This window comes from Streptomyces toxytricini (assembly GCF_014649915.1).
In the GTDB taxonomy this organism is placed as follows: Bacteria; Actinomycetota; Actinomycetes; order Streptomycetales; family Streptomycetaceae; genus Streptomyces; species Streptomyces toxytricini.
Map to the genome: position 1 here is coordinate 71,672 of NZ_BMTY01000001.1, position 15,716 is coordinate 87,387.

14 protein-coding genes and 1 tRNA gene are annotated in these 15,716 nt (G+C 74.4%); 8 read left to right on the forward strand and 7 right to left on the reverse strand.

The window, feature by feature from the left end; genetic code table 11:
* Positions 1-21: 21 nt before the first annotated feature.
* Positions 22-723: a thiamine pyrophosphate-binding protein gene (locus IE170_RS00330; RefSeq protein WP_189807257.1), complete on the reverse strand. Its 702-nt coding sequence runs from the start codon at positions 721-723 to the stop codon at positions 22-24.
* A 148-nt stretch (positions 724-871) separates the two neighbouring features.
* On the opposite strand from IE170_RS00330, the gene IE170_RS00335 reads away from it, so the two are divergent.
* Together IE170_RS00335 and IE170_RS00340 are read left to right on the forward strand one after the other, a co-directional pair.
* Positions 872-945 (forward strand) — tRNA-Pro (locus tag IE170_RS00335).
* Positions 946-1,143: 198 nt separating this feature from the next.
* Positions 1,144-2,841: a stealth family protein gene (locus IE170_RS00340; protein ID WP_189807258.1), complete on the forward strand. Its 1,698-nt coding sequence runs from the start codon at positions 1,144-1,146 to the stop codon at positions 2,839-2,841.
* An 11-nt stretch (positions 2,842-2,852) separates the two neighbouring features.
* On the opposite strand, the gene yczE is transcribed toward IE170_RS00340, so the two are convergent.
* Positions 2,853-3,524 carry a membrane protein YczE gene (gene yczE / locus IE170_RS00345; protein WP_189807259.1) on the reverse strand — a complete coding sequence of 224 codons (672 nt, stop codon included), beginning with the start codon at positions 3,522-3,524 and terminating at the stop codon, positions 2,853-2,855.
* Positions 3,525-3,805: 281 nt separating this feature from the next.
* On the opposite strand from yczE, the gene IE170_RS00350 reads away from it, so the two are divergent.
* Positions 3,806-5,644 carry a VanW family protein gene (locus IE170_RS00350; RefSeq protein WP_189807260.1) on the forward strand — a complete coding sequence of 613 codons (1,839 nt, stop codon included), beginning with the start codon at positions 3,806-3,808 and terminating at the stop codon, positions 5,642-5,644.
* A gap of 95 nt (positions 5,645-5,739) precedes the next feature.
* On the opposite strand, the gene IE170_RS00355 is transcribed toward IE170_RS00350, so the two are convergent.
* The gene (locus IE170_RS00355; RefSeq protein WP_189807261.1) at positions 5,740-5,964 is read right to left on the reverse strand and encodes an acyl-CoA carboxylase epsilon subunit; all 225 of its coding nucleotides are present in this window, start codon (positions 5,962-5,964) and stop codon (positions 5,740-5,742) included.
* Entirely contained in the window at positions 5,961-7,205 is a 1,245-nt protein-coding gene (locus IE170_RS00360; RefSeq protein ID WP_189807262.1) for a cytochrome P450, read from the reverse strand. Before IE170_RS00360 ends, IE170_RS00355 begins: the two co-directional genes overlap by 4 nt.
* A gap of 226 nt (positions 7,206-7,431) precedes the next feature.
* Between IE170_RS00360 and IE170_RS00365 the strand changes: the two genes are divergently transcribed.
* From IE170_RS00365 to IE170_RS00380, 4 genes are all read left to right on the forward strand, one after another.
* Positions 7,432-8,493, forward strand: coding sequence for a type III polyketide synthase (locus IE170_RS00365; protein WP_189807263.1), 1,062 nt, complete (start codon positions 7,432-7,434; stop codon positions 8,491-8,493).
* A 16-nt stretch (positions 8,494-8,509) separates the two neighbouring features.
* Positions 8,510-9,727, forward strand: a complete 1,218-nt coding sequence (locus tag IE170_RS00370; RefSeq protein ID WP_189807264.1) for a cytochrome P450 — start codon at positions 8,510-8,512, stop codon at positions 9,725-9,727.
* Positions 9,724-10,260 (forward strand): cupin domain-containing protein, encoded by a 537-nt coding sequence (locus IE170_RS00375; RefSeq protein WP_189807265.1) that lies wholly within the window; start codon positions 9,724-9,726, stop codon positions 10,258-10,260. Before IE170_RS00370 ends, IE170_RS00375 begins: the two co-directional genes overlap by 4 nt.
* Positions 10,261-10,324: 64 nt before the next feature.
* Positions 10,325-11,269: a hypothetical protein gene (locus IE170_RS00380; protein ID WP_189807266.1), complete on the forward strand. Its 945-nt coding sequence runs from the start codon at positions 10,325-10,327 to the stop codon at positions 11,267-11,269.
* Here IE170_RS00380 and IE170_RS00385 read toward each other — a convergent pair.
* The 3 genes from IE170_RS00385 to IE170_RS00395 all read right to left on the reverse strand — a co-directional run bounded on the left by IE170_RS00385 (position 11,258) and on the right by IE170_RS00395 (position 14,710).
* Complete coding sequence (locus IE170_RS00385; protein ID WP_189807267.1) at positions 11,258-12,808, reverse strand: MFS transporter; 1,551 nt, start codon at positions 12,806-12,808, stop codon at positions 11,258-11,260. The two genes, IE170_RS00380 and IE170_RS00385, sit on opposite strands and share 12 nt — an antisense overlap.
* A gap of 144 nt (positions 12,809-12,952) precedes the next feature.
* Complete coding sequence (locus IE170_RS32290) at positions 12,953-14,017, reverse strand: NUDIX hydrolase (RefSeq protein WP_229884527.1); 1,065 nt, start codon at positions 14,015-14,017, stop codon at positions 12,953-12,955.
* 69 nt (positions 14,018-14,086) lie between these two features.
* Complete coding sequence (locus IE170_RS00395; protein WP_189807268.1) at positions 14,087-14,710, reverse strand: LysE/ArgO family amino acid transporter; 624 nt, start codon at positions 14,708-14,710, stop codon at positions 14,087-14,089.
* Positions 14,711-14,779: 69 nt separating this feature from the next.
* On the opposite strand from IE170_RS00395, the gene IE170_RS00400 reads away from it, so the two are divergent.
* On the forward strand, positions 14,780-15,709 hold the full coding sequence (locus tag IE170_RS00400; protein WP_189807269.1) for a LysR family transcriptional regulator ArgP: 930 nt from the start codon (positions 14,780-14,782) through the stop codon (positions 15,707-15,709).
* The last annotated feature ends 7 nt before the right edge of the window (positions 15,710-15,716 follow it).

The following is a 15,716-nucleotide window of genomic DNA, read 5'->3' on the forward strand; positions in this document are numbered from 1 at the left end:
GGGTCCCCACGGTCGGGTCCGTCAGGCCTTCTTCTCGACCTGTGCGACGACGGCGTGCGGGCGGCCGGGGTGCGGCGCGGTGAACGCCGCGTACAGCGCCTCGTGGTCGCGGCCGTCCACGGTCACCGCCGACCAGCCGGCCGCCTCGAAGCGGGAGGCGATGCCGCCGGGCCAGCCGTGCGTCGCCGAGTCGTTGTCGATCACCACGGTGTGCAGGCGCTCCAGGCCGGCGGAGCCCGCGTAGGCGATCGCCTCGTGGTTGCTGCCCTCGTCGAGCTCTGCGTCGCCGATCAGCACCCACACGGCCGGATCCGCCAGGCCCTGCGCCTGCAGGCCCAGGGCGCTGCCGACGGCGAGCGGCAGGCCGTGGCCGAGCGAGCCGCTGGCGATCTCCACCCCCGGGACCAGGACGCGGTCCGGGTGGTGGCCGAGGGGGGAGTCGTACGAGCCGAAGCCGCGCAGCCAGTCGACGGGGAAGAACCCCTTCGCGGCGAGGACGGCGTAGTAGGCCATCGGGCCGTGCCCCTTGGACAGCAGGAACCGGTCCCGGCCGGGATCCGCGGCGGTCTCCGGTGCGACCCGCAGCACACGGTCGTACAGCACCCACAGCACGTCGAGCGTGGAAGTGGCGGCGGGGCCGTGCTTCTCGGCCCCCGTCATGAGCGCCATCAGGCGCCCCAGGTCCTCGTGGCGGACGCCGGGGTCCGCGGTTGCGTGAGACATGAGTGGATCATGCAACCTCAAGTCCGCTCGAGGTCAACAGCCGGCCGTGGACGCCGGAGACCGGAAAGGCGCGCGCGACCACCCCGCGGAGTGCGGTATTGTTCTCATGCGCGTTCGGCCGAGGGGAAACCCCAGGTCAAACGGGTATCGGGACGTGGCGCAGCTTGGTAGCGCACTTGACTGGGGGTCAAGGGGTCGCAGGTTCAAATCCTGTCGTCCCGACTTGCGAACACGCAGGTCAGAGGTCGTATCGGAAGCATCCGATGCGACCTCTTCCGTTTTTCGGGACGCCTGGGGCCGGGTCGGCCGGTGCGGGACGGTCGGCGGCTTCCGGGGCTTGTCGGGAAGGGGAACGGCAGGTAAAGCTGGGGTAAAGCGCCGGGTGCCTGGAAGGGCCGATCCGCGAAGGTGAACGAAGACATGCGCCACCTTTCCCGCGTCCTGCTGCCGGCCGTCCTGCGCCGGCGGGCCCGCACGGTGACGGGCCTGCCGGGAGTGCCGTCCCAGCCGCAGCCGTGGCAGCGGGAGCGGACGCCGGGCCGGCCCGCGGACCCCCCGCCCCGGACGCGCGAGGACGAACTCTTCGACCACCTCCCGGACGTCGTCCGGGACGAGGGGCTCCTCGCCGTCGTCAGCGACACCCTGCTGCCCGCCGACCTGCGCGCGGCGAACCTGCACGCCGCCGTGGCCGCCCTCGAAGCGGCCGGCATCCCCTACGGGCTGGTGCCCGAGCCCGGGCCGGCCCACAGGCTGGCGATCGGCCCGGACGACCGGTCCCGCGTCGTCGAGGCGTGCGCCGAGGCCTTCGCGGGCCGGTCCGTCTACGCCCGGCTCCTGGGCGACGGCGGCCGGGACCTCGGCGATGTCCTCGCCGAAGCGCTGCCCCGGGCCGTCTCCGACCCGGAGACCGACCGGCAGGTCCACGGGGTCCGCCTCTACCAGCGCGTGGTGACCTCCGGGCGGACGCTCCGCCTCGGCCCCGAGCTCGGCTGCGACCTCGACTTCTGGACGCCGTCCGCCTCCGGCCGGGGCGGCGTCGCCTCGCTCCGCGAGACGCCGTACGGCTGGTGGCTGCCCTCCCTGGAAGCGACCACGGTCCGGCGGATCGGCGGGCGCGACTGCCGCGTCCTCGACGCCCTCGCGGGCCGGTTCCCCCACGACGTCGACTTCCCCGTCGACGCCGTGATCAGCTGGGTGGACTCCGCCGACCCCGCCTGGCGCCGCAGACGCGAGCAGGCAGGAGCCGCGGAGGACGCCGGCCGCCCGCACGGGGTCGACGACGCGGAACACCGCTACCGCGACCGCGGGGAACTCCGCTACTGCCTGCGCTCCATCGCCGCCCACGCACCCTGGATCCGGCACGTCTTCCTCGTCACCGACCGGCAGACGCCCCCCTGGCTGGCCGCCGGCCACCCCGGCATCACGGTCGTGGACCACCGCGACCTCTTCGCCGACGCCGACAGCCTGCCCGTCTTCAACTCCCACGCCATCGAAAGCCAGTTGCACCGGATCCCCGGCCTGTCCGAGCACTTCCTCTACTTCAACGACGACATCTTCCTCGGCCGGGAGCAACAGCCCCAGCACTACTTCCTGCCCTCCGGGCTGCCCAAGGTCTTCCACGACCGGCGGGCCGTACCGCCGGCCGTGCCGGGGGCGAAGGAGGACGGGGACGACGTCTTCAGCGCATCGCAGCGGGTCACCCGCCGGGCCGTCGAGGAGGCGACGGGCCGGACATACCCGTACATCCTCGCCCATGCCCCGTACCCGCTCCGGCGGTCCCTCTTCGCGCGCGTCGAGGAAGCCCTGCCGGGCCGGCTCGACGCCACCGGCCGGTCGGTGTTCCGCAGCGCGACCGATCTCGCGCCGGTCACGCTCGCCGCGCACCTGACCCTGGCCGAAGGCCGGGCCGTGGAGGGCGAGCTGACCCACGCGTACGTGGCCACGGACCAGGCCGAGGCCGAGGCACGGCTCGCGGACCTGGTCCGCCGGCGCGACGTCGACGCCTTCTGCCTGGCCGACGACGCCGGGACGGAGGTCCCGCCGGAGCACCAGCAGCGGACGGTCACGGCGTTCCTGGAGGCGTACTTCCCGGTCCCGTCCCCCTACGAGCTGCCGTAGACCGCGCTGTGTCAGGCCGCCTCGGCCGGGGCGGGCGCGGGGTGCGGCCGTGCGGTGGCCGGCGGACGCGGGGCGGGGCCCGGGAGGGCGAAGACGCGGAGGAAGAGCTGGGCGAGAGGGCCGATGGCGAGGGCGTACGCGACCGTGCCGATGCCCAGAGTGCCACCGAGCAGGAACCCGGCCGCCAGCACGGTCAGCTCGATTCCGGTCCGGACGAGCCGCACGGAGCGGCCCGTACGCCGGTGCAGGCCGGTCATCAGGCCGTCGCGCGGGCCGGGGCCGAACGCGGCGGCGATGTACAGGCCGGTGGCGGCGCCGTTGAGGACGACGCCCGCGGCCAGCACGGCCACCTGGGCCGCCACGCCGTGCACGTCGGGCACGAACGCGAGCGTCGCGTCCATGGCGAGGCCGACCGCGAACACGTTCGACACGGTGCCGAGGCCCGGCCGCTGCCGCAGCGGCACCCACAGCAGCAGGACCAGTGCCCCCACGGCCACCGAGACTGTGCCGATGCTCCAGCCGATGCGCTCGGCGACCCCCTGGTGGAAGACGTCCCACGGGCCCAGGCCGAGACCCGCCCGGACCAGCAGAGCGGAGCTCGCGCCGTACAGGGCGAGGCCCGCGTACAGCTGGAAGAGGCGGCGGGGGAGGCGGCGCGCGGACCGCGCGCGGGTCGTGGACACCGGAGGGGCCTTTCACTCGGGAGGAGGCGGCCAAAATCGGCCGGGTTCCACCGTCGGACACCGGCGGCCCGAGTCAAAAGGGCCAATCCGATCCGAGTGGCCCTGCTTTTGGGGCTCCTGGCGCGCGCCACCCGCGGCTTGGCCGCGTCCCCCGTGCGGCTCTCGTGAGAACACACACATTTTTGTGCTGTTTCGTCCGATTTGGTGAATCCTGGTAGCCGACCAGGCCGGCGCCCGACCACATCGTCGGCACACCGGCGCACCGATGCCACGGGAGAGACATGCGACGCGTACCACGCCTGATCACCGACTGGCGGACGGCCCTGCCCCTCGCGTGCGGGGCCGCCGTCCTCGGATTCGGCGGGCTGTACGCGGCCGGCCTCGCCCACGCCGGCGACACCATCGCCGACGGCACCCGGGTCCGCGGCGTGGACATCGGCGGCATGACCCGCACCGAGGCCCAGGCGGTCCTCGACCGCGAACTCGGCCCCGAGGCCGCCGCGCCGATCTCCCTGCGCATAGACGGCCGCGCCGCCCAGGCTGCCCCCGCCGCCTTCGGTCTGTCCCTCGACACCCGTGCCACCGCCGACCGCGCCGCGCAGTCCGGCTCCGACCCGTTCACCGTCATCGGGCGCCTCGTCCTGCCCGCCGAGAAGCGCGACCTCGAACCGGTCGTCCGCACGGACGACGCCGCGGCGGCAGCCGAGGCCGAGCGCCTCGCCGCCCGGGCCCGCACCGCGCCCCGCGACGGGGCCATCACCTTCCACGACGGCGCCGCCCGCGCCACTGCCCCAGCGGCGGGTGTCGCCGTCCAGGCCGGGGCCGCGGCGGACGCCGTCCGCGCGGCCTACCTGGAGCCGCGCACGGAGCCCGTCGCCGTGCCCGTCGTCCGCACCCAGCCGGCCGTCGACGCCGGGGAGACCGAGCGGGCCATGGCCGAGATCGCCGAACCGGCCATGTCCGGTCCCGTCACGCTGACCCTGGCCGGCAAGCCCGTCACCCTCACCCCCGAGGCCATCGGCCGCCACCTGAAGATCGGGCCCGGCGACGACGGCGTCCTGCGGCCCGACCTCGACGCCGAAGGGCTCCTCGCCGACCCGGACGTCGCCGGGCAGATCGCCGCCCTGACCCGGCCCTCCCGCGGCGCCGTCCTGGAGGTGGACCCCGCCACGAAGCGCGTCGTCGTCGCCGAGGACGGGCGCAGCGGCATCAAGGTCACGGCCGAGGCGCTTCAGGACGCCGTCCTGCCGCTCCTCACCCGGACCGGCGCCGCCGCCCGCACCGGTGTGCTCGCCGCGACCGAGGTGCCGCCGAAGATGACCGCCGAGGAGGCGCGCCGCCTCGGCATCCGCGAGCAGGTCTCCTCCTTCACCGTCGAGTTCCCGGCGGCGCCGTACCGCACCACCAACATCGCGCGGGCCGTCGAGCTGATGAACGGCTCGGTCGTCAGGCCGGGGGACACCTGGAGCTTCAACAAGACGGTCGGCGAGCGCACCGAGGCGAACGGCTTCGTCGACGGCATCATGATCAATGACGGCCGGTACGTGAAGTCGCCCGGCGGCGGTGTCTCCGCGGTCGCGACGACCATGTACAACGCGGTGTTCTTCGCCGGCCTGAAGCCGCTGGAGCACGGGGCGCACTCCTTCTACATCGAGCGCTACCCCGAGGGCCGCGAGGCCACCGTCGCCTGGGGCACGCTCGACCTGCGCTGGCGCAACGACTCCGGCCACGCGGTGTACGTGCAGGCGAGCTCCACGGACACCTCGGTCACGATCAGCCTGCTCGGCACCAGGGCGTACGACGAGGTGCGCGCGGTGACGGGTCCCCGGACGAACGTCACCCCGCCGAAGAAGATCTCCGCTCCGGGCCCGCAGTGCGAGGTGCAGACCCCGCTGGAGGGCTTCGACGTCGCCGTCGACCGGGTCTTCGTCAAGGGCGGGAAGGAGGTCAAGCGGGAGACGTACAAGACGCACTACACCCCGCGCGACGAGGTCTCCTGCGACCCTGCGACCCCCTCGCCCGCGCCGTCCGCGCCCTCCGCGCCGGCCGCCCCCGCAAGCCCCGCCGCTCCGGCGCCGGCTCCGGCCTCCACCGCTGCCGCCCGCGCGGGCGCGGCCTGAGCCGGGCCCGGAACACAGCGCCGCGGCGGCCGCAGAAGTGCGGCCGCCGCGGCTTCGCCGTTCCGGCGGCGGCGTCCCCGCCGGGGGCGCCGTCCTCAGTGGGGGAGGGCGGACTTGGGGCGGGCGCGCCAGGAGTGCGCGGGGTGGTGCGCCAGAGAGGGCAGGTTGCGGTCCCAGTGGGCGCGGCGGTGCCGGGTGGTGCGGGGCGGCCCCGCGATCTCGGCCGCGCGCGCGAGCACGAGCAGGGCGGCCGTGAGGGCCGCCAGTTCTATGTGGTCCGGGACCCCTTTGACCACCTTGATGCGGTGCCGGCGTATCACCAGGACACCGGGAGGGACTTGGGGCCGCGGATCAGGCCGCCTTCCTGCCATTCGACCTGCTCGGGCGGGACCGCCAGGGCCAGGCGCGGGTAGCGGTCGAGGAGCGTGGCCAGCATGACCTCCGACTCCATCCGGGCCAGCATCGAGCCGACGCAGTGGTGGGGGCCGTTCCCGAAGGCCATGTGGGCGATCGGCCCGCGGTCGAAGTCCAGTCTGTCCGGGTCGGGGAAGACCTCCGGGTCCCGGTTGGCCGCCAGGTACGAGGAGTAGACCGTGTCGCCCGCCTTGATCCGCACACCGGCGATCTCCAGGTCGCGCGTCGCGATCCGCGGCAGGCCCACCCCGCTGCGGTGCGGGATGAAGCGCAGCAGCTCGTCCACCGCCTGGGGAATCAGCTCCGGCTCGGCGCGCAGCCGTTCGAGGTGCTCCGGATGGGTGAGGAGGGCGTAGACCATGTTGGCGCTGTTGTTGCGGACCGCATGGGCGCCGCTCACCAGGATGGCGGTGGCCAGCGACACGGCCTCGTCGTCGGTGATCTCGCCGGCCGCGGCGGCGGAGGTCAGCACCCCGGCGAGGTCGTCGGCGGGCTCCTTGCGGCGCATCTCCAGGAGGGCGACGACCGTCTCGCGGACCGTCTTGAGCGCGTCGACGCTCTGCGCGGGCGCGGGCCCCGGCGTCATCGCCACATTGGCCCAGTCGGTCATGTCCGCCCGCATCTCGTGCGGCATCCCCAGCAGGTCGGCGACGGCGGCCAGCGGCAGCGGGCCGTGCAGGTGCTCGACCAGGTCGGCGGGCGAGCCGTGCTGCTCCATGCCGTCCAGCAGGCCGTCCGTCGTCCGCTGGATCGTCGGCCGGAGCTTCTGCATGGCCTTGCCGGTGAAGGCGCGCGCCACCACGCGGCGCATGTCGTTCAGCCGGGGCGGGTCGGCGTAGTTCAAGGACGCCTTCTGCGAGGCGATCGCGTGCGGCGAGGAGGCGGTGATCGTCCGGCCCACCAGCTCCGACCTGCTGAAACGCGGGTCGGTCGTGGCCGCCTTGACGTCGGCGTAGCGCGACATCAGCCAGGCGTCGCCCTGGCCGAAGGGCAGCCTGATGCGGGCGGCTCGTTTCTCCTTCAGCCGGTCGTGGAGGAACGGGTCGAAGTCCAGCGCCCGGAAGTCGTCCAGACTCCAGTGGTGCACCGTCTCGTCCGGGGCCGGCTGCGCAGCCGGCTCCGCGGCCGTTCTCGGCTCTGCCGTCATGCTTCATCTCCCTGCGTGGATGGCTCCCCCGACCGCACGGATCATGCGGCCGAATGGGACTTCCGCGGCCATATCGGCACACGCATCCCTTCCCGGTCGCCACCCGCCCCGCCGCCTCCGCCGGGCAGCGTCACCGGATTGGCCCATGTCCCCCAACGCCGTAGTCCCGCGCGCGCTTCGGCTGCGGGTCCGTGAGGCTGTGTCAGACACGAAAGGAGAGCCACCCATGGCGACTCTGTGCAGGCCAACGGTGTCCGTGCCCGAGCACGTGATCACGATGGAGCAGACCCTCGACCTGGCCCGATCCGTGCACGCGGACCATCCGCAGCTCGACCTGGCACTGCGTCTGATCCGCAACACCGGCGTCGCGAAGCGGCACATCGTGCAGCCCATCGAGGAGACGCTCAAGCACCCCGGCTTCGAGTCGCGCAACGCGGTCTACGAGGCCGAGGCCAAGGCCCGCGTCCCCGCCGTGGTGCGGCAGGCGCTCGAGGACGCACAGCTCCGGGCCAAGGACATCGACATGATCATCTACGTGTCGTGCACGGGCTTCATGATGCCCTCGCTGACCGCCTGGATGATCAACGCGATGGGCTTCCGGACCGACACCAGGCAGCTCCCCATCGCCCAGCTGGGCTGCGCCGCCGGCGGGGCCGCCGTCAACCGGGCCCACGACTTCTGCACCGCCTACCCGGACGCGAACGCACTGATCGTGTCCTGCGAACTGTGCTCGCTGTGCTACCAGCCCAGCGACCTCGAAGTCGGCAACCTGCTCTCCAACGGCCTCTTCGGCGACGGCATCGGCGCGGCGGTCGTCCGCGGCCGCGGCGGCACCGGCATGACCCTGCACCGCAACAGCTCGTACATCATCCCCCAGACAGAGGACTGGATCATGTACGACGTCAAGTCGACGGGATTCCACTTCAAGCTGGACCGGCGCGTGCCCGGAACGATGGAACCCCTCGCCCCGTCCCTCAAGGACCTCGCCAAGGCCCACGGCTGGGACGCCGCGGCCCTGGACTTCTACATCATCCACGCGGGCGGACCACGCATCCTGGACGACCTCAGCAAGTACCTCGGTGTGGCACCCGAAGCATTCCGCTTCAGTCGGGCCACACTGACCGAGTACGGCAACATCGCCAGCGCCGTCGTCCTCGACGCGCTGCGCCGCCTCTTCGACGAGAACCGCACCGCCGACGCCGCGAAGGGCCTGCTGGCCGGCTTCGGCCCCGGCATCACCGCAGAGATCTCACTGGGCAGCTGGACCTCCGAACGAGGGACCGGTTGAGGGAGGAATCCGAAGAATGCTGAAGGACGGCCCCGCAACCGCACGGCCACCCGTCACGCACTGGCCCACCCCGGCGCTGGACGGGGTCGACTTCGACCCCGTCCTCGCCGGACTGATGCAGGCGGGGCCCGTCACCCGGATCCGGCTGCCCAACGGATCCGGCTGGGCCTGGCTCGTCTGCCGCTACGACGACGTGCGCGCCGTCGCCAACGACCCCCGGTTCAGCCGCAAGCTCGTCGCCGAACACGACGTCACGCGCCTGGCCCCCCACTTCATCCCCGCGCCCGGCGCCGTCGGGTTCGAGGACCCGCCCGACCACACCCGGCTGCGCCGCACCGTCGCCGCCGCCTTCACCACCACCGGCGTGGAGCGGCTGCGCACCCGGGCCAAGGAGATGCTCGACGGATTCGTCGACGGCATCCTCGCCGACGGCCCGCCCGCGGACCTCACCGAACGCCTCCTCGCACCCTTCCCGCTCGCCGTCGTCTGCGAGCTGATGGGCGTCCCCGAGCAGGACCGCCCGATGGTCCATGAATGGACCACCCTCATCCTCTCCTCCGCCCAGGGCGCCGAGCGCAGCGAACGCGCCAAGAACGAAGCGCTCGCCTACCTCGCCGCCCGCCTGCGCTCCGGCGAGGTCCCCCACGACGAGAGCGTCATCGGGCTCCTCGACAAGGCCGTCCGCGACGGCGAGGTCACCCTGGAGGAGGCCACCGGCCTGGGCCTGCTCATCCAGATCGGCGGCGAGGCCGTCACCAACAACGTCGGCAACATGGTCTACATCCTGCTGACCCGGCCGGACCTGATGGACCAGCTGCGCGCCAGACCCGAGCTGCGGCCCTCCGGGCTCAACGAGCTGCTGCGCTACATCCCGCACCGCAACGCCGTCGGCCTGTCCAGGATCGCCCTGGAGGACGTCGAAATCGCCGGGCAGCTCATCCGGGCCGGCGAGGCGGTCTACGTCTCCTACCTGGCCGCCAACCGCGACCCCGACGTCTTCCCCGACCCCGACGAACTCCACCTGGACCGCAGCCCGAACCCGCACGTCTCCTTCGGCTACGGTCCCCACTTCTGCCCCGGAGCGATGCTCGCCCGCCTGGAGTCGGAGCTGATGGTCGACGCCCTGCTGGACCGCTTCGAGGACCTGCGCTTCACCGTGCCGACCGCCGAACTGCGCTGGCGGCCCGGAGCGCTCATCCGCGGCCCCGAAGGGCTGCCGGTGACCTGGTCATGACCGCGCACGCAGCCCGGGACGGCCTGCTCGTGCCGCCGGGCCACGGCCGGACCCTGCACACTCCCGCCCAGCAGGTCACCTTCAAGGTGACCGGCGAGCACTCCACCGTCGCCTCCAGTTTCGAGGTCGTCGTCCCGCCCGGCTTCGACGTCGGCGCCCACCGGCACATCCGCAGCGAAGAGCTGTTCTACGTCCTGGAGGGTGAACTCGACGTCATGGCCTTCGAGCCGCGCGTGCGCAGCGGCGACGACTGGAGACACTGGGAATCGCTCGACGGACGCCAGGTCGTGCGGGCCACCCCCGGGACCGTCATCGTGGTCCCGCCCGGTTGCCCGCACGCCTTCGCGAACCCGACCGGCGAGCCGGCCCGCATGTTCTTCCAGGCCTCACCGCCACCGGATCATGAGCGGTACTTCGAGGAGCTCATCGCCCTGCTCGACTCGGGGGCAGCCACGGACGCCGCCGCGATCGCCGACCTGCGGAACCGGTACGACATCGAACAGCTCACGCCCTTGCGCCACGAGTTGTCCTGACCGACCACCAGCACACCAAGCCCCCACCGCACACCGCACACACCACCCATGCTCGGGAGACTCCATGCTGCGCACGCGCCGCACTCTACGCACCGCCACGTACACCTTCGCCGGGACGGTCGTCGCCGCCGCCTCGCTCGCCGCGGGCCCGGCCAGGGCCGCCGAACCCCTGCCGTCCCACTGGTGCTACGTCAACGGCGTGGAGGCACGCCCCGGACAGGAGGTCCGGGGCACGGCGGGCAATGACACGATCGTCTGCGAGAACGACGTCGAGAACGCCATCATCTGGGGCGGCGGCGGCGACGACAACATCCGCGTCAAGGGGATGCTCATCGACTCGCAGGTGCTCGGCGGTGAGGGCAACGACACCCTCCAGGTGAACAACCTCGCCCCCCGCAACGGCAACGCCTCCGTGCGCGGCGGTGCCGGCAACGACACCATCATCACCGCCCTCGTCATGGGCACCGCCGACCACGGCGCCACCGTCTACGGCGACCACGGCGACGACACGATCACCACCGGCAGCGTCCTCGGCGAGCCCGGCGAGTACCAGCGCGGCGGCGGCCAGGTCTTCGGCAACGACGGCAAGGACACCATCCGCACCGGCAACGTCGACCTCGGCGGCCGGATCCTCGGCGGCAGCGAGCACGACATCATCGAGCCGAAGTCCGTCGGGGCCGAGTCCGCGGGCATCGTCCAGGGCGGCCCCGGCAACGACACCGTCCGCGGCCAGAACGACACCACCCTCGTCATCGGCCCCGGCTACGCCCAGGTCGACGGCGGCCTCGGCACCAACGCCTGCAAGCTGCGGCACTTCTCCACCGGCGAGCGGGTCCGCAGCTCGGTCGCGAACTGCGCGCTCCCGGCCGCGACCCCGCCCGCGACCGCCCCGTCGACCACGACCCCGCCGGCTGCCGAGCAGCCGCCGGCGGCCGGGCCGGCGGAGCCGGCCGCCCCGCCGGCCGAGAACGCCCCCGCCCGCCCGGCCCGCCCGGCCTCAGGGTCCTGAGGGGCGGCGGCCGCCGGGAGCGCCGTGCGCGCGCTCCGCGGACAGGCCGCCCGGCAGCAGGAACAGCGTCAGCACGGCCCCGGCGGTGAAGATCAGCGCCGAGGCCGTGAAGACGGTCCTATAGCCCTCCAGAGCAGCCCGCGCCAGCAGTTCCGGCGCGGGCTGCCGCCCTGCCAGGTACCGTCCGACGGCGCCCGCAGCCAGCGTGCTCATCAGCGCCGTGCCCACCGAGCCGCCGACCTGCCGCATCGCGTTGACCGCCGCGGAGCCGACGCCCGCGTCCCGCGGGTCGATGCCCGCCGTGCCCAGGTTCATCGCCGCCGCGGTGATCAGGCCCATGCCGAGCCCCGTCGCCATCTGGCCGGGCAGCACCTCGACCGCGTACGGGCCCGTCGCAGACAGGTTCGCCAGCCACGCCATGCCCGCCGCGGCGAGCAGCATGCCCGTCACGACGCGGGCGCGCCCGCCGACCCGGCCGAGCAGCCCCAGGTTGCTGCCGATCGCGCCGATCATCGTGCAGCCCGACATCGGCAGGAAGGCCAGGCCGGTCCGGGCCGGGCTGAGATCCCGTGTGTGCTGGAAGTAGTACGTGAGGAACAGGAACACCCCGAACATCCCGACGCCCGTGAGGAACACCGACAGCAGGGCCGTCGCCCGCACCCGGTCCCGCACGATCCGCAGCGGCAGCAGCGGGTGCGGACCGCGCCCCTGCCACCACACGAAGGTCGTCAGCAGCACCGCGGCCGCCGTCAGGATCCCGAGGGTCGGCAGCGACCGCCAGCCGCGCGGGCCCGCCGTCGACAGCCCGTACACCAGGCAGAACAGGCCGGCCGAGGCCAGCACCGCGCCCGGCAGGTCCAGCCGCGGCGGCGCCTGCGGCGGGCGGCGGCGCAGCAGCAGCGCCCCGCCGGCGACGGCGGCCGCCGCGAACAGGACGTTCACGTACAGGGTCGACCGCCAGCCCAGGTGCTCGGTGAGGACGCCGCCGAGCAGCAGGCCCACCGCGCCCCCCGAGGCGGCCAGTGCCCCGAACACCCCGAAGGCCTTCCCGCGCTCGGCGGGCGCCGAGAACGTCGTCGTCAGCAGGGAGAGGGCCGCCGGAGCGAGCAGGGCGGCGAAGACGCCCTGGAGGGCGCGGGCGGTGACGAGCACCTCGAAGGAGGACGCGGCGCCGCCGAGCGCGGAGGCGGCGGCGAAGCCGATCTGGCCGACGAGGAAGGCCCGGCGGCGGCCCACGCGGTCGGCGAGCCGCCCGCCGAGGAGCAGCAGGCTCCCGAACGGGATGGCGTACGAGGTCAACACCCACTGGCGGCGGTGGTCGGAGAAGCCGAGGCCCTCCTGGATGGAGGGCAGGGCGACGTTCACGATGGTGGCGTCGAGGACGACCATCAGCTGGGCGAGCCCGATGACGGCGAGGATCCACCAGCGGCGCGGGTCGGGCGGGGCGGCCGGGGCGCCGGCCGCCCCGGTGGTGGTGCCTGCGGCGGGGCCGCGGCCGGGGGAGGGCCCGGAGGCGGGCCCGGTCGGTTCTGCGGACATGGTGCACTCCGTGGATTCCGCTCGCCCGCGCGGCCGGAGTGCGCTTCGTGCGCGCGCGGGCGCGGGCGATGTGTGCTTCGACGATGCGCGAGCCGGGCCCGGCGCCCGCGCGCCACGCCACGGTGCCGCCCGGATGGACCAGCCTCAGCCGTCGGCGGGGCGGCCGGCGTGGAGTTCCAGCGGGCCCGTGCCCTGCGCGCGGGCGCGCAGGGAGGCCTTGATCTGGCGGCGCAGGGAGGGTTTGACGAGGTCGCGCAGGTCGTCGGCGGTCGCGAGGTGCCAGGCGAGGAGTTCGCCGGGGGGTAGGCGGATCGCGGTGAGGGCGCCCGTGTCCAGGACCCCGCCGTCGTAGAGGAAGCGGATGCGAGCCGGGTAGCCCGGCTTGTGCGACCAGTTCACGGCGAGCAGCCGGCCCGGCTGCACGTCGAGGCCGAGCTCCTCGCGCACCTCGCGCCGTACGGCCGCCCGCGGGGTCTCGCCGAGGTCGCTGTCGACGCCGCCGCCCGGCAGGTGCCACCGTCCGCGCCGGCCGTACGCGGGCTCGACGAGCAGGACCCGCCCCGCGGCGTCGGTGAGCAGCGCGCTCGCCGCCGTCAGGGCCTTGGGCCGGGCGGCGCGGTGGCTCGCCGCGTCGAGCGCGCCGGCGTGCTCCAGGGCCGACCGGCGGGCCGGGTCCAGGCCGGCGGGCGAGCCCGGCTGGGCCGCGCCGCCGGCGAGGTGTGCCACCGAGCCGGTGCGCAGGGCGGCCAGCGCGGCCCGCAGTCGGGCCCCGTCCGGCTCCGGCAGCAGCCCGTACGCCTCCTGCGGTGCGACCCAGCCGGGCATCACCGCCGCTGCCGCGGCGGCCTCCTGCGGCCCGAGCGGCCCGACCAGGTGGAGGTGGACGACGGCGGCCCGCGCGCGGGGGCCGGCGGCGGGCAGGGAGTCCACCGCGAGTAGCCGGCCGACGGGCGCGTGCAGGCCCAGCTCCCGGGCCAGCGCCCGCGCCAGCCCCGCTTCCGGGGTCTCTGCGCCGGCGACGGCGGCGCCCGGCAGCCCGGGCCGGCCCGGGGCGTTCCCGAGTGCCCGTACGAGGATCCGGCCGGCCCCGTCCACGACGACCGCCGCGGCCGTCAACAGCGGGCCGGGCCCGACGGAGGGGCGGACGGGGCGCCGGGAGGGGCGGACGGCGGTGCGCTCGGCGGGGCGGACGGGGCGGCGGTCGGGCACGGCGGGCTCCCACGGGTCGTGCGGCGGCGGGCGGCCGCGGGCGGTGCGGCGGCGGGCGGCCGCGGCCGGTCAGGCCCCGGCGAGCAGCATCCCGCCCATGGTGACCATGGTCGCCGCCACGACCCCGTCGAGCACCCGCCAGGTCCCGGGCCGCGACAGGAGGCCGCTGAGCAGGCGGGCCCCGTACCCGAGCGCGCCGAACCAGCCGAGGCTCGCGAGGGCGGCGCCGATGCCGAATGCCCAGCGCAGGTCGCCGCGGTCGGCCGCGAGCGAGCCGAGCAGCAGGACGGTGTCCAGGTACACGTGCGGGTTGAGCCAGGTCATGGCCAGGCAGGTCAGGACGGCGGCCCGGCGGGAGGAGGTCGCGGCGCCGCCGGTGTCCAGGGCGGCGGCGGGGTCCGGCCGGAGCACCCGGCGGGCGGCCAGCAGCCCGTAGCCGATCAGGAACGCCCCGCCGGCGACGGCGACGGCGGTGAGGGCGGCCGGCCAGGCGGTGACGAAGGCCCCGACGCCGGCGACGCCGAGCGTGATCAGGAGGGCGTCCGACACGGCGCAGATGGCGACCACGGCGAGGACGGCCTGGCGGCGCGCCCCCTGCCGCAGGACGAACGCGTTCTGGGCCCCGATGGCCGCGATGAGGGAGAGCCCGGTGCCGAAGCCGGCCAGGGCCGCCGTGAGGATGCCGTGTGTCATGCGTCCGACCATATGAACGGACTACTGTGCAGTACAGCTAAGGATTTTTACGTACCATTAGCCTTCGTGATGGACGACCTTCCGCTGGACCAGGTACGGACCCTCCTCGCCGTCGTCGACGAGGGCACCTTCGACGCGGCGGCCGCCGCCCTGCACGTCACCCCCTCCGCCGTCAGCCAGCGCGTCAAGGCGCTCGAACAGCGCACCGGGCGGGTGCTGCTCATGCGGACCAAGCCGGTCCGGGCGACCGAGTCCGGGCAGGTGGTGGTCCGCTTCGCGCGCCAGCTGGCCCGCCTGGAGCGGGACGCCCGCGCCGAGCTCGGCATGGCGCAGGAGGAGGGCGGCCCGGTGCGGCTGCCGATCGCCGTCAACGCCGACTCCCTCGCCACCTGGTTCCTGCCCGCGCTGGAGCGGGTGCCGCAGGACCCGCCGGTCCTCTTCGAACTGCACCGCGAGGACGAGTCGCACACCACCGCCCTGCTGCGGGAGGGCCAGGTGATGGCCGCCGTCACCTCCTCGCCCGACCCGGTGGCGGGCTGCACCGTGCGCCGGCTGGGCCTCGCGCGCTACCTGCCGGTGGCGCGGCCCGGCTTCGCCGCCCGGCACGTCCCCGAGGCCGGGTCCGCGGCCGCCGTGGGGCGGGCCCTGGAGCGCGCCCCGGTGATCGTCTTCGACCGGCGCGACGTCCTGCAGGACGTGTTCGTCCGCTCCCTCACGGGCGACCCGGACGCCGGGGCGGGCAGGCTGCGCCACCACGTGCCCACCTCCGAGGGGTTCCGCGACGCGGTCGCCGCCGGCCTCGGCTGGGGGCTGGTGCCGCAGCCGCAGGCTGAGCCGCTCCTCCGCTCGGGCGGGCTCGTCCTGCTGCTGCCGCACCGGACCCGCGACGTCCCGCTGTACTGGCAGCAGTGGAAGCTCGACTCCCCGGCGCTCTCCACGCTCGCGCGGGTCGTCGCCGCGGCCGCCGCGGAAGCCCTGCACCCCTGGCAGGGACCGTAAGCTGCCG

Coding starts and splice junctions, on each gene's coding strand:
- IE170_RS00330 (WP_189807257.1), bottom strand. CDS start 723: ATGTCTCACGCAACCGCGGACCCCGGCGTCCGCCACGAGGACCTGGGG.
- IE170_RS00340 (WP_189807258.1), top strand. CDS start 1,144: ATGCGCCACCTTTCCCGCGTCCTGCTGCCGGCCGTCCTGCGCCGGCGG.
- IE170_RS00350 (WP_189807260.1), top strand. CDS start 3,806: ATGCGACGCGTACCACGCCTGATCACCGACTGGCGGACGGCCCTGCCC.
- IE170_RS00360 (WP_189807262.1), bottom strand. CDS start 7,205: ATGACGGCAGAGCCGAGAACGGCCGCGGAGCCGGCTGCGCAGCCGGCC.
- IE170_RS00365 (WP_189807263.1), top strand. CDS start 7,432: ATGGCGACTCTGTGCAGGCCAACGGTGTCCGTGCCCGAGCACGTGATC.
- IE170_RS00370 (WP_189807264.1), top strand. CDS start 8,510: ATGCTGAAGGACGGCCCCGCAACCGCACGGCCACCCGTCACGCACTGG.
- IE170_RS00375 (WP_189807265.1), top strand. CDS start 9,724: ATGACCGCGCACGCAGCCCGGGACGGCCTGCTCGTGCCGCCGGGCCAC.
- IE170_RS00380 (WP_189807266.1), top strand. CDS start 10,325: ATGCTGCGCACGCGCCGCACTCTACGCACCGCCACGTACACCTTCGCC.
- IE170_RS00385 (WP_189807267.1), bottom strand. CDS start 12,808: ATGTCCGCAGAACCGACCGGGCCCGCCTCCGGGCCCTCCCCCGGCCGC.
- IE170_RS00395 (WP_189807268.1), bottom strand. CDS start 14,710: ATGACACACGGCATCCTCACGGCGGCCCTGGCCGGCTTCGGCACCGGG.
- IE170_RS00400 (WP_189807269.1), top strand. CDS start 14,780: ATGGACGACCTTCCGCTGGACCAGGTACGGACCCTCCTCGCCGTCGTC.